This window comes from Streptomyces sp. PKU-EA00015, assembly GCF_013387495.1.
GTDB lineage: Bacteria > Actinomycetota > Actinomycetes > Streptomycetales > Streptomycetaceae > Streptomyces.
Genome location: NZ_JABZEE010000029.1, coordinates 101,157 through 114,715, shown reverse-complemented (window position 1 = coordinate 114,715; position 13,559 = coordinate 101,157). Strand labels below are relative to the sequence as shown.

9 protein-coding genes are annotated in these 13,559 nt (G+C 74.0%); 5 read left to right on the top strand and 4 right to left on the bottom strand.

Annotated elements, in window-relative coordinates; translation table 11 throughout:
• Positions 1-37: 37 nt before the first annotated feature.
• The 5 genes from HW130_RS19375 to HW130_RS19355 all read left to right on the top strand — a co-directional run bounded on the left by HW130_RS19375 (position 38) and on the right by HW130_RS19355 (position 5,196).
• Positions 38-490, top strand: coding sequence for a single-stranded DNA-binding protein (locus tag HW130_RS19375; protein WP_256356181.1), 453 nt, complete (start codon positions 38-40; stop codon positions 488-490).
• 257 nt (positions 491-747) lie between these two features.
• On the top strand, positions 748-2,160 hold the full coding sequence (locus HW130_RS19370) for an LAETG motif-containing sortase-dependent surface protein (RefSeq protein ID WP_309140482.1): 1,413 nt from the start codon (positions 748-750) through the stop codon (positions 2,158-2,160).
• A 206-nt stretch (positions 2,161-2,366) separates the two neighbouring features.
• Positions 2,367-4,031, top strand: coding sequence for an energy-dependent translational throttle protein EttA (gene ettA / locus HW130_RS19365; protein ID WP_177150892.1), 1,665 nt, complete (start codon positions 2,367-2,369; stop codon positions 4,029-4,031).
• Between the two features lie 8 nt (positions 4,032-4,039).
• Entirely contained in the window at positions 4,040-4,519 is a 480-nt protein-coding gene (locus tag HW130_RS19360) for a thioesterase family protein (protein ID WP_177150891.1), read from the top strand.
• Positions 4,520-4,527: 8 nt separating this feature from the next.
• The gene (locus HW130_RS19355) at positions 4,528-5,196 is read left to right on the top strand and encodes a hypothetical protein (protein ID WP_177150954.1); all 669 of its coding nucleotides are present in this window, start codon (positions 4,528-4,530) and stop codon (positions 5,194-5,196) included.
• Between the two features lie 479 nt (positions 5,197-5,675).
• On the opposite strand, the gene HW130_RS19350 is transcribed toward HW130_RS19355, so the two are convergent.
• The 4 genes from HW130_RS19350 to HW130_RS19335 all read right to left on the bottom strand — a co-directional run bounded on the left by HW130_RS19350 (position 5,676) and on the right by HW130_RS19335 (position 13,373).
• Entirely contained in the window at positions 5,676-6,623 is a 948-nt protein-coding gene (locus HW130_RS19350; RefSeq protein ID WP_177150890.1) for an ABC transporter ATP-binding protein, read from the bottom strand.
• A complete protein-coding gene (locus tag HW130_RS19345; protein WP_256356180.1) occupies positions 6,620-9,436 on the bottom strand; it encodes an ABC transporter permease in 2,817 nt (938 codons plus the stop codon). The genes HW130_RS19350 and HW130_RS19345 overlap by 4 nt, the downstream gene beginning before the upstream one ends.
• Position 9,437: 1 nt before the next feature.
• Positions 9,438-12,797, bottom strand: coding sequence for an ABC transporter permease (locus tag HW130_RS19340; protein WP_177150888.1), 3,360 nt, complete (start codon positions 12,795-12,797; stop codon positions 9,438-9,440).
• Positions 12,798-12,965: 168 nt separating this feature from the next.
• Positions 12,966-13,373 carry a globin gene (locus HW130_RS19335; RefSeq protein WP_177150887.1) on the bottom strand — a complete coding sequence of 136 codons (408 nt, stop codon included), beginning with the start codon at positions 13,371-13,373 and terminating at the stop codon, positions 12,966-12,968.
• Positions 13,374-13,559 lie beyond the last annotated feature (186 nt).

Below are 13,559 nucleotides of genomic sequence, written 5' to 3'. Positions count from 1 at the left end.
CGATCGGGCAATGCGACCGGACGGGGAGGTGACCGTCATGAACGACACCACGGTGACGGTGGTCGGGAATGTGGCCACGAATGTGGAGTACCGGGAAACGGCCACGGGAGGGATGGCGCGGTTCCGTTTCGCGGTGCCGTCGCGGCGGTGGGACCGGCAGAACGGCACCTGGACGGACGGGCCGACGAGCTTCTACACCGTCTTCGCCTGGCGGTCGCTCGCGGCGAATCTGGCAGGTTCCGTCTCGGTGGGTGAACCGCTCGTGGTGCACGGCAGGTTGAAGGTGCGCGAGGAGGACGGGGACGGCAGGCGGCGGACGTTCGTGGACATCGACGCGCTGGCGGCGGGGCACGACCTGACGCGCGGGACGGCGGCGTTCCGGCGGGTGGCGAGGGGCGAGTCGGTGCCGGCGGCCCGGGGCGGGGGGCCGGGCGAGCCGAAGGAGCCGGGCACGCCCCGGCGGGCGAGGGAGCCGGTTGCCGTCACCTGAAAGGGAGTTGAGGGCGGGCCGACTACGCCGCGCAGTGGGCGCGGCCCGGTAAAACGGGTGATCAGGGGGTGAATTGACCGACCGTGATAACGATTACGAGTCGGAATGGTTATCTGATGACATGACGGGGGACCGGGCTGCGCGCCGTCCATAGGATTCCCGCGTACTCACGGGGCACTTGAGTTAGTTGGCGAGACACTTCCCCCACGCGTCACACGCGAAGTTCTCGCCCAGAGGGGAATTCTGCTGTGTTTGCTGTGTTCTCTGCGTCCGCTGTACGCAGGCGGCGCGCCGCGCGTCTTGCCGCGGCGGCCCTCGTATCGGGCCTGATCGCCACAGGCTCCCTCGCCGGCGCGGGCATGGCCGCCGCCGACGACGGCACCCAGCACCAGGGGGGCGCCGTCGCCACCCTCGACGGGCTGAAGACGTTCGACAAGGCGCTTCTGCACAACGACGGCAAGAACGAGGAGATCTCCGCCGGGCTCTTCGAGATGACCGTCGACGGCGGCGGTCAGCTCAAGACGTACTGCATCGACATCCACAACCCGACCCAGTCCCAGGCCAAGTACCTGGAGACTCCCTGGGACCAGACGTCGCTCCGCACCAACAAGGACGCGGGCAAGATCCGCTGGATCCTGCAGCACTCCTACCCGCAGGTCGACGACCTGGCCGTGCTGGCCAAGGGTGCGCAGGCCGGTTCGCTGACCGCCGAGACCGCGGCGGCTGGCACCCAGGTCGCCATCTGGCGCTTCTCGGACGGCGCCGATGTCACGGCGGTCGACCCCGAGGCCGAGAAGCTGGCCGACTGGCTGGAGAAGTCCGCCGAGGACCTCGCCGAGCCCACGGCCTCGCTGAGCCTCGAGCCGAACGCGGTCTCCGGCAAGGCGGGCAGCAGGCTCGGCCCGGTGACGGTGCGTACCGACGCCGGTCAGGTCACCGTCACGCCGCCGGTCGACGCCGCCGCCAGCGGCGTCAAGATCACGGACGAGGCGGGCAAGCCGCTCACCTCCGCGGTCGACGGCAGCAAGCTGTACTTCGACGTTCCCGCGGGCGCGGCCGACGGGACGGCCTCGCTGACCGCCCAGGCGACCATGTCGGTTCCGGTGGGACGCGCGTTCGCCAGCGCGAGCAAGAGCCAGACCCAGATCCTGGCCGGGTCCAGCCAGTCCACGGTCTCCGCGACCGCGACCGCGACGTGGGCGAAGACGGGCGCCATCCCGTCCGTCACCGCGGAGAAGAACTGCGCCAAGGGCGGCGTGGACATCACGGCGGGCAACAAGGGCGACTCCCCGTTCACCTTCGAGCTGGCCGGCATCAAGCACACCATCCCGGCCGGGGAGTCCCGGACCGTGACCGTGCCGGTCGCCGAGGACCAGGCGTACGACTTCACGATCACCGGCCCCGGTGGCTTCGAGAAGAACTTCAAGGGCGTCCTGGACTGCAAGACCACGGGCACGCCGCAGCCGGGCACCGAGACCCCGTCGTCCCAGCCCAGCCCGGCGTCGGCCGGCGGCACGTCCGCGGGCTCCGAGGGCCCCGAGGGTGACCTCGCGGAGACCGGCGGCTCGAGCGCCACGCCGATGATCGCGGGCATCGCGATCGTGCTGGTGCTGATCGGCGGCGGTGCGGTGTTCTTCCTCCGCAAGAAGGCGTCGGCCGCCGGCGAGTGAGTGAACGACCGCGCAGTGTGACACAGCGCTGAGGGAGGGGCCCGGCACGGGAGACGTGCCGGGCCCCTCGCGCGTCGCGTGCGGGGGCCGTCTCCCGTCGCGTGCGGGGGCCCTCCCGCGTCGGCCGGGGCGCGGTTTCCGTCCGGGGGGCGGCGTACGGCAAGATGGGTGTATCTGCCCACCCACTGCTTGCCGGACGGTTTCTCTTGGCTGAGTACATCTACACGATGCGCAAGACGCGCAAGGCGCACGGCGACAAGGTCATCCTCGATGACGTGACGCTGAGCTTCCTGCCCGGTGCGAAGATCGGTGTGGTCGGCCCCAACGGCGCCGGTAAGTCCACCGTGCTGAAGATCATGGCGGGTCTGGAGCAGCCGTCCAACGGTGACGCCTTCCTCTCGCCCGGCTACTCCGTCGGCATCCTCCTGCAGGAGCCGCCGCTCGACGAGTCCAAGACCGTCCTGGAGAACGTCCAGCAGGGCGTCGCCGAGGTCAAGGGCAAGCTCGACCGCTTCAACGAGATCGCCGAGCAGATGGCGACCGACTACACGGACGAGCTGATGGAGGAGATGGGCAAGCTCCAGGAGGAGCTGGACCACGCAAACGCGTGGGACCTCGATGCCCAGCTCGAGCAGGCCATGGACGCCCTGGGCTGCCCGCCCGCCGACTGGCCCGTCACCAACCTCTCCGGTGGTGAGAAGCGCCGCGTCGCCCTGTGCAAGCTTCTCCTCGAGGCCCCCGACCTGCTGCTCCTCGACGAGCCCACCAACCACCTCGACGCCGAGTCGGTGCAGTGGCTGGAGGCGCACCTCGCCAAGTACGCCGGCACCGTCGTCGCCATCACCCACGACCGCTACTTCCTCGACAACGTCGCCGAGTGGATCCTCGAGCTGGACCGCGGCCGCGCCCACCCGTACGAGGGCAACTACTCCACGTACCTGGAGAACAAGGCCTCCCGCCTCAAGGTCGAGGGCCAGAAGGACGCCAAGCGGCAGAAGCGCCTCAAGGAAGAGCTGGAGTGGGTCCGCTCCAACGCGAAGGGGCGGCAGGCCAAGTCCAAGGCGCGTCTGGCGCGTTACGAGGAGATGGCCGCCGAGGCCGACAAGATGCGGAAGCTGGACTTCGAGGAGATCCAGATTCCGCCGGGCCCGCGTCTGGGCTCCGTCGTCGTCGAGGTCGAGAACCTGAACAAGGCGTTCGGCGACAAGGTCCTCATCGACGACCTGTCCTTCACGCTCCCGCGCAACGGCATCGTCGGCGTGATCGGCCCGAACGGCGCCGGCAAGACGACCCTGTTCAAGATGATCCAGGGCCTGGAGAAGCCGGACTCGGGCACGATCAAGGTCGGCGAGACCGTCAAGATCTCGTACGTCGACCAGAGCCGCGCCAACATCGACGCCAAGAAGACGCTGTGGGCCGTCGTCTCCGACGAGCTGGACTACATCAACGTCGGCCAGGTCGAGATGCCGTCCCGCGCCTACGTGAGCGCCTTCGGCTTCAAGGGCCCGGACCAGCAGAAGCCGGCCGGGGTCCTCTCCGGCGGTGAGCGCAACCGCCTGAACCTCGCGCTCACCCTCAAGCAGGGCGGCAACCTGCTCCTCCTCGACGAGCCGACCAACGACCTCGACGTGGAGACCCTGTCCTCCCTGGAGAACGCGCTGCTGGAGTTCCCCGGTGCGGCCGTGGTCGTCTCCCACGACCGCTGGTTCCTCGACCGCGTCGCCACGCACATCCTGGCGTACGAGGGCGATTCCAAGTGGTTCTGGTTCGAGGGCAACTTCGAGTCGTACGAGAAGAACAAGATCGAGCGTCTCGGCCCGGACGCGGCTCGTCCGCACCGTGCCACCTACAAGAAGCTCACCCGGGGCTGAGGCAGCGCATGGCTCGCCACATCTACCGCTGCCCCCTGCGCTGGTCGGACATGGACGCCTTCGGGCACGTCAACAACGTCGTCTTCCTGCGGTATCTGGAAGAGGCGCGGATCGACTTCATGTTCCGGCTGGCGCCGGGGGACGGTTCGCCGTCCTTCTCCGGCGGATCGGTCGTCGCCCGCCACGAGATCGACTACGTGCGGCCGCTGGTCCACCGCCACGAGCCGGTTGTCATCGAGTCGTGGGTCACCAAGATCGCCGCGGCGTCGCTGACCATCGCCTACGAGGTGAAGGAGGCGGACGACCCCGCGCAGGTGTACGTGCGGGCCTCGACCGTCGTCGTCCCCTTCAACCTGGCCGAGGGCAGGCCGCGCCGGATCAGCGCGGAGGAGAAGTCGTTCCTCCAGAAGTACCTCGACGACGGCGCCCGCAGCGGCGCCGCCGGGGACGCTCGGGACGAGAAGCCCGAGGACGCCCTCGTCGTATGACCGTGCCCATGTCCGTACCCGTGCAGAGCCTGCACCTCGCCGACGCGAGGGAGGCGGACGATCTCGCCGCCTTCCTCGCCCGGCTGATCCACTACGACCGCGCCGCCGCGGTCAGGCTGCAGGCCGGCAGCGGTGCACTCGCCGTCTTCGGACGCCCGCCCTCCTTCGAGGTGCTCGCGATCCGTACGGCGCGGCTGGCCGAGCCCGTCGAGCTCGATGTCACCGTGTCGGCGGGGGAGCTGCTGGAGTCGCTGGGCGGCGCGGAGTTCACGGTGCCCGGCGCGGTGACCGGGCCGCCCTGGGCCGGCGTGCTGCCGCCGCGCGGCGGCTGGCGCGAGCTGGCGGGGCTGCCGGACGTGCAGGCGATGCGGGGCGCGGTGGCCGCGGCCGTCGCGGAGTTCCGCGCGCGGGACGAGGCACTGCCGGCGGAGCGGCGCACGCGCGCCGAGCGGGACCGCATCGGCCGCGAGATCTGGTCGCGGACGGTGGGCGGCACGGGCCTGACGCTGCGCGCCGTGCACGCGGCGCAGGCGCTCGGGTTCCTGCGCCCGGGAGTGCCGGTGGCGCTGCTGTCGGCGGGCACGTGGCTGAGGCTGCGGACGCCGTTCGGGTCGGTGGCGGTGCGGACGAACGGGCTGGGCGGGTTGAGTGTGACGCCGGTGCGGCCGACGGCCTGACGACGGGGCGTCCCTGCGGGACCCGGGGGCTTGGCTCGGCCCCCGTGACCCCTCGGCGGGCCGTTGCGTGGTGCGTGGGCTGGCCTGGGGCGCTGTGTGGTGCGTGTGGTTTCCCCCGCCCCGCCCCTTCCCGAAACCCTGACGGGACCCGGGGGCTTGGCCCCCGTGACTCCCGGCGCGCCGGCTTCGCGGCGCGTGGGCTGCCCCGGACGGGGCGTTCTGTTCGGGGGGCTGCGCCGTGCGCAACCCTGCGGGGACCCGAGGGCTTCGCCCGTAACTCCCGGTGCGGCCGCTTCGCGGCGCGTGGGCAGGCCCTGGACGGGCGTTCCAGCGAGGCCGCTGTGCGGCCCGCCCCGCGCGCCGGCTTCGCGGCGCGTGAGGGGCCCGGGGTGGGCCCTTCCCGCGTGCCCGCTGTGCCGACGGGGCGCGCCCCCCGCGCTGCCCCGCGCCCCCCGCGCCCACTGCGCGGCGCGTGTGCGTCAGGGGGTTGGCGTCGTGTCGTCCGGCCGGATGGCGATGTGGTCCGGTTCGAGTTCCAGGGCCACGCGGTCCGCCATGCCCAGCGCCGACGTGTACTCCGCGGGGAGCTGGAGGCGGCCGGCGCGGTCCAGCATCGCGTACTCGCGGGCCACCACCGATTCCTGGCCCGTCGCCGCGTCGACCTCCGTGCGGCGCAGCACCTCGGAGGAGGTGCGGCCGTCGCGTATGGCGACCGTGCGGCGGACCTCGCTCGCGACCGCCTGGTCGTGGGTGACGATCACGATCGTCGTGCCCAGCTCCTCGTTCGCGCGGCGGAACGCGGCGAAGACCTGTTCGCCGGTCGCCGAGTCGAGCTCGCCCGTGGGCTCGTCCGCGAGCAGGACCGAGGGGGAGTTCGCGAGCGCGACAGCGATCGCGACACGCTGCTGCTGGCCGCCGGACAGGTGTTGCGGACGGCGGTCCGCGCAGTCGGCGGCGCCCAGCATCGTCAGCAACTCCTGGACGCGCTCCGCCTTGTGCCGGCTCCGGCCCCGCAACTGCATCGGCAGGGCTACATTCTGGGCCGCCGTCAGGTACGGCAGCAGGTTGCGGGCCGTCTGCTGCCACACGAAGCCCACCACCTCGCGGCGGTAGCGCAGCCGGGCCCCGGCGTCCATCGCGAGCAGGTCGCAGCCCGCGACGCGCGCCGCGCCCGCGGTGGGCACGTCGAGACCGGCGAGGATGTTCATCAGGGTCGACTTGCCGCTGCCCGACGCGCCGACCAGGGCCATCAACTCGCCCTCCTTCACCAGGAGGTCGAGCCCCTGCAGGGCCTGCACCTCGACGCCGTCCGCGGAGAACACCCGGACCAGCCGGTCGCAGGTGATCAGCGCGTCGTGCCCGTACGAGGGCCTCTCGCGCCGGGTCGCGACCCGGCGCTCGAGCTCCTCCAGGGTCGTGTCGGTCATCGCATGTCTCCTGCCCTGAGTTCGTTGACGGATCCGCGGCGCCCCGTCCACCAGGCCTGCGCCCCGGTGACCGCCGCGGTCAGCAGCACCACACCGGCCGCGGGCAGAGCCAGCGACCAGGCGTCGGCCCGCAGCGTGGCGCCGTCCACCGGCGCGACGTCCGGTGCGGCGGCCAGCGCCAGGCGGACCAGGTCGACGCCGGGAGCGAGCAGCCGGATCGTGGCCAGGCCGACGAGTACGCCGCCGGACGCGGCGAGCAGCGCCGGGGGGAGCGCTTCGAGGCCCAGCAGCTGCCGCCCCTGCCGAGTGGTCAGCCCCATGGTGCGCAGCCGGGCGAGGAGCGTGGTGCGTTCCGGTGCCGACTGCAGCAGCGACAGCAGCAGCGCGAGGACGGCGTACCCCGCGCCCGCGCCGATCGCGGCCGCGTAGATGCGTTCCGCGCCCGACTGCAGGGGCGAGTCCGTGAAGGAGGCCCGTGCCTCGGCGCGCAGCCGTACGGTGAGGTCCTTGTCCAGGTCGCGCACGGCGGCCCGCAGCGCCCGTCCGTCCACCGCGTCGCCGGTGGCGAGCAGGGCGGTGGGCGCGCGGTGGGTCAGCCGGGAGCCGTCGACGATCAGGAAGTCCGCCGACGACACGGCCGGCGTGCGCTCCCGTACGGCCGCGACCTCCACCGTGAACTCGCCCGCCAGCGAGCTGATCCGGTGCGGTCCCCTGCCCAGCCACTCGGCGACGCCCGGCGAGGCGACGGCCCGCAGTACGGGCGACGCGCTGCCGGTGGCGCGCAGCGTGTCCGCAGGGAACGGGCCGAGGTCCAGCCCGCGGGAGAGCGCCGCGTACGCCTTCGGCTCCACGCCGACGAGCGACGCGGCGGGCGGGGTCGTCAGGGCGTCGTCCCTGGCCGGCAGCCTGAGCGCGTGCTCGATCTGCACGGTGGTCACCGTCCGCACGCCGGACACCTCGCGCACGGCCCGCGTCGCGCCCTCCGGCAGCGCCACCGCGTCGCCGTCCCCGGAGATCCGGGCGTCCGCGCCGGTGGCCAGCAGCGCCGCCCGCGCCCGCGCGTCGTCGACACCCGCGAGCACCGAACCGCCGAAGCCCGCCGTCGTCAGTGCCACCAGCAGCGCGAGCAGCGGAAGCGCGCCGATCGCCGACGAACGTCCCGCACGGGCCAGCGACAGGAACCCGACCGCGCCGCGCAGCCGCGCGGCGGGGCGCGCGGCCCAGCGCAGCGGCAGCGGATACAGCCGTACGAGAACGAGCGCGGCGATCAGGGCGACCAGGACCGGCGCGGCACTGACCAGGTGGTCGCCCGCGTCGGAGGTGCCGCGGCGGCGCAGCGCGACCACCGCGCCCACCGCCAGGACGAGCAGGGTCACCTCGGCAACCTTGCGGCGGCCGGAGGGCCGTGCCAGCATCAGGTCGTCGCGTCCCCGGTGGGCGCGCGCCACCCGGTGCTGCGCCATCGCGCGGACGGGGAGGGCGGCGCAGGCGACCAGGGCGACGGCCCCGGAGCCGAGCGCGGCGTACGGCAGGCGGGCGTCGTCCACCGCGAGGACCGCGGCCAGGAGACCGGCGGCCGCGGCGGGCACGGTGACGACGGCGGTCTCGGCGAGCAGTCGGCCGCCGATGCCCCGCAGCGATCCGCCGCGCGAGCGCAGCAGGGCGATCTCACCGCGTCGGCGGGCGGCGAACAGCCCGCCCGTCATGAGGACCACGACCGTGGCGACGGCGCCGACGCCGATCGCGGCGACGGCGACCACCGGCGCGATGGCGGACCGCATCGAGCCGTAGGACGCGAGGACGCCGTCCAGGTCCGTCGTCAGCTCGGCGTTCTCGTCCACGGCCTCCTTGAGTCTCAGCAGATCGGGGCCGTCCTCCAGGGAGGCGACACGGCTGGTCAGCCGGGGCACGTCGGCGGCGGTGAGATGGGCGGTGGCGGGCGCGATCCGCCAGTAGGGCTGTGGATTCCCGGTGGTGCCGAGCAGCGCGGGCGCCGCCTCGGGGGCGATCAGGAGCGCGCCCTTCCAGTAGACCTGGGGCAGGGTGGTCGGCGTGGAGTCGAGTCCGGGGGTGCGCAGCAGCGAGTCGTGGGACCAGTAACCGCCCCCGGGCTCGCGGGGTTCGACGATTCCGGTCACCCGTGCCGACAGGACCGTCCCGGCCGGGTCGCCGAGGTGGACGACCGAACCGGTCCTGATGTTCAGCGTCTTCGCCGTCCGGGCCGTGACGACCGCCTCGACCTCCCTCGTCGCGGAGGTCACCTTCCCCGTGACGCGTGGCAGCCGGCCCTCGCTCACGGTGGCGTGCTCGGCGAGGCCGCTGTGCGCGGCCAGCGTGAACTCCGGGTCCTTGGTGTCGGGGCGCGGCAGCCACCGGTCGCGGGCGACCAGGGACTTCGTGGTCCGCACCCCGTACGCCGACTGGCCGGGATCGGCGCGCAGCGGCTCGGGGAGCAGACCGAGCACCCGGCGGTGGAGGGGGCCGAGCCGCGCGGGCAGCAGTGAGGCCTCCCGCGCGGCCTCGGGCCGTTCGATGGGAGGCGGCGGAGTGGTCAGTTCCAGTCCGCTCCGGGACGGCGCGGCCGCGGTGACGTCATGGCGCAGCCCGCTGTTCTCGTAGGCGTCCACGGCACGGGGGAACGCGGCGGCCAGGAACGACGTGAGCAGTACGAGGAGACCGAAGGCGAGAGCCGCGCCGGGCGCCGTGCGCAGCCGGGTCCTGACCCAGGGGGCGACGAAGCGGCGGTGCGCGCCCACGGGGGATGTCTCCTTCGCTTGCGTACCGGGCCGGCGGCCGGCGGGGTTCGTGGCCATGTCAGTTGTCCCCCTGGTGGCGCAGCGTCACCGCGGGATCGGCGCGGCGCAGGGCGATGACGGCGACCGTCACCAGCGGCAGCGCGGCGACGGCGGCGAGCAGCAGACCCACCCGGTCCGCCGGCAGCTCCACCAGGACCCGCGGAACCGGCTGCGTGGCCTGCCCGGTCAGGACCAGAAGGGGCACCACCGCCCGGGTCAGCACCGTGCCGAGGGCCAGGCCCACCAGCAGCGCGATGCCGATCAGCACGCTCTGTTCGGCGGCCACCAGCCGGGCCAGCCGGCGCCGCGGCGTGCCGAGTGCGCGGAGCACGGCGAACTCCGCCGCCCGCTCGCGCAGCGACCCCGCCGCGCTCACCGCGAAACCGACCGCGGCCAGCGCCACCGCCACCACGGCGACCGCGAGCAGCGCTGAGCGCGGCCCGGCCCCGAGCGGGTCGCCCAGCAGGTCACCGGCCGTCTCGTCGCGTACCAGCACCTGGTCCGGCTCCGCGTCGGGGCGGGCCCGCAGCTCCGCGGCCGCCGGGGCGGCCTTGCCGACGGCGGTGCTCAGCCACCACTCGGTGGGCCGCAGCGATGTGCCCGAGAGCCGGGCGAGGGCCTCGTTGACCGTACGGAGGTCGAGCAGCAGCCCGCCGCCGTCCGCGGCCTGGTCACCGTCCTGCCCGGACGGGACCCGGCCGCCGGCCGTCACGGCCGCGGGCCCGGTCGTCGGCAGCTGCCGCACGGCCCGGACGATCGTCACGCGGACTTCCTCACCGCCCAGGGCGACGTCGACGCTGTCGCCGCGTTTCGCACCCGACGCGTCGAGGAAGGCGTCCGTCGCCACCGCCGGGATCCGCTGCGGCGCCGCCGGGCGCACCGCGGCGACCTGGACGGCGAATTCGGCCGCGGGACTCCACGGGTCGTCGGTCACAACCGGCGCCGGACCGGCCTCGTACCCCACGCTCAGCGGTTTCGCCCCCGGCTCGTCGGCGCGCACCGGAACCGGCTTCTGCGCCTCGCGGCCCCAAGTCTCGGTGTACGTGCCCGCCCAGCGCAGCCCCGAGGGAACCTCGACGGGGCGGAAGCCCCCCTCCGGGCCCGCCGCCAGGACCCGTTCGACGCTCAGGCGGTGCCGCTCGGCCTTCGTCGGGACCGGGGCGTCGAGCAGCCGCAGGCCGGTCAGCGCGAGAGGCCCGGCGGGAGCGGCCCGTCCGCCCGATGCGGTCCCGTCCAGGTCCAGGGTCACCGGATGGACGCGGCCGTCGACGGGCAGTTCGCCGGCGGACGTCCGGTGGGCCGTCCCATGACGGTCCTCGAAGACCGCGACGGCCCTGAGCGAGAGACCGCCGGGCGACGGCCCGGACCGCGTGCCCTCGTTCGTGAGATGCACGTCCAGCGTGACGCGGCGGGTGTCGTCCGGCAGGAGCAGGCCCGCCCTGGCGCTCTTCGCCGGGGCGAGGGCGGCCAGCAGCGCGGCCGGTTCCTCCAATGCCAGGTCGCCGCGCATCAACAGCCCTTCGTCCGCGTCGGCCGTGTCCAGCGCGAGGACGGTGGCCGTGCGGTCGCCGGACAGCGGGAGCGCCGCCCGGTGCGCCGGAGCGGCCGTACGCACACCGGCCAGGGATGCGTACAGGCCGGCGTCCCCCGGCCCGCCCGTCCCGTCGTCCGTCACACGGACCGACGCGCCCGCCCTGAAGTCGGCCTGGTCGCGCTGCGAACGGTCCCACGACGCGCTCTGCCCGACCGCCAGCATGCCCATCGCGACCGCCAGCACCAGCAGCAGGACCGGGCCCGCGCCGCGCAGTGGCCTGCGGCTGAACTGCCAGCCCGCCAGCGCCACGGACAGACCCCGGCCGCCGGCCGCCCGGCGTTCGGCGAGCTTCGCCACGGGCGGCAGCAGACGCAGCGTCAGCACCGTGCCCGCGAGGAGCGCGAGGGCGGGCGCCGCCACCAGCAGGGGGTCGACGCCGAGGTCGCCCTCGCGGTCGCCGCTGAGCGCGCCCCCGCCGGTGGCGCCGGTCCGGCGGTCGAGCTGCCAGTACGCCACCACCGCGACGGCCAGCAGCGCCACATCGGCTCCGGCCCTGACCGGCGCGGGCAGGGCGCGGCCGCGCCCGCGCCGCGGCCCGTCACCCGTCGCGGCCAGAGCGGGTGCCACCACCGCCGCGGCACAGCACACCGCGACCGCACCGGCCACCAGCCAGACCTGCGCGGTCGGCGCCTCGCCGAGGCGCAGTCCGGCACGCGTCAGCGCCGAGTGCTCGGCCAGCAGCCGCGTCAGGGGGCCCGCCAGCAGCGGCGCGCAGACCGCGGCGGGCAGCGCCAGCAGCGCCGCCTCGATCGCGGCGAGCGCCGCGATCCGGCCCCGGGACGCGCCCCGGGCGCGCAACAGGCCGGTCTCGCCCGCGCGTTCGCTGCTCAGCATCCGGGCCACCAGCAGCAGGGTGTACGCGGCGAGCACCACCAGCTGCACGGCGACGATCAGCAGGGTGGAACGCGCCACCAGCAGTGCGCGCTCGCTCTGTGCCAGAACGGTCGGCAGCTTTGTCCGCACGGTCGGCGCGCCCCCGAACGCCGGGTCACGGGCGAGCTGTTCGGGTCCGCGCCCTGCCGCCGAGCGCAGGGCACCGATCCGGTCGGTGCCGACCGTGCGGAAGTCCGCGGTGGCCAGCCACGCCGTCTCCCCGGCGGTGGCGCGGCCCGAGGCGAGCACCGACGGATCGGCGAGCAGGGGCCCGTAGGTGGTGAAGACGACGGTGCGCACGCCGCGCCCGCCGAGCGAGTCGAGCTGCCAGTACGGATCGGCCGGGTCCGTTGCCCGGTACACGCCGGTGACCCTGACCTTCAGCGGCTTCTCCGTGAGCCGGTCGGTGAGGGTGAGCAGCGCCTCCGGCCGCACATCCAGCAGCTCGGCGGCCGTCTCGGGCAGCGCCACCGGGACGGGGCCGTCACCGGCGGGGCCGGGCAGCGCCCCGGCCACCGTCCTGACGCGGGTCGCGTCGAGGGCGGCGAAGTGCGTCAGGTCCGGTTCGCCCTTGCGGGCCTCGGGCGCCTGGAGCGAGCGCGGCAGCGCGTACGGCCCCGAACGCTCCAGCTTCCGTACGGTCACCGGCAGGCCGCCGAACGACGTCCGCGCGCCGCGGACGACGGCCTCGTGGGCGGACGCGCGCCGTTCGCCGGGGACCTGGGCGGTGACGACGAGCGAGGCGTTCGCCGCTTCCCGGCCGCCGAGCGTGTGGCGCAGCGCGGCGTCGCCGACCGAGCCGGAGAACGCGGTGAGCGCGGCGAGGACGCAGGTCGTCAGGACGACCGCGAGCAGGGCCGCGGCGAGAAGCAGACGGTGTGCTCCGACGCGCAGTAGTACGAACCCCGTCACACGTCCCCCACCCAGCCGGATTCCCCCGAAGCACCCTTGGCGAAATGCTTTCAGAGGACACCGGCGCGTGGAAACCGCTTGCAGCCCGACCTTGATCTGATCGTGACCGTTATCCGGCGACGGACGATCGGATTCCGCGCGGAAGGGGCGCCCTGGTGGCTCGGTGAGTTACTGGTCCGGCGTGTTGACCATGGAGGCCGCGGCGTAGGCGAGGTAGTCCCAGAGCTGCTGCTCGTGCTCCTCGGACAGGCCGAGCTCGTCGACCGCCACCCGCATGTGCCGCAGCCACGCGTCGTGCGCCGCCCGGTCGACGGTGAACGGCGCGTGCCGCATCCGCAGCCGGGGATGGCCGCGGTTGTCGCTGTAGGTGCGCGGCCCGCCCCAGTACTGGATCAGGAAGAGCGCGAGCCGTTCCTCGGCGGGACCGAGGTCCTCCTCCGGGTACATCGGGCGCAGCAGCGGGTCCTCGGCGACACCCTGGTAGAACCGGTGGACGAGGCGCCGGAAGGTCTCCTCGCCGCCGACCTGCTCGTAGAAGGTCTGCTCCTGAAGCGTCCCGCGCGGAATCTCGTTCACCTGGATGAGCCTCGCAATGTGTCTCTGGCACGCCCCGAGTGGTGTCTGCCGGGGGCCGGGGGGCCGTCCCCCGGAGAATGCGGCACCGTCCATGCTCTCAGACGCACCGGCCGAGGACGGAGGCCCTAGGTCCGCCCCCTCCGGGCCCCGCTCGACCGTGCCGGACCCGCCACGGCCCGACCGTGC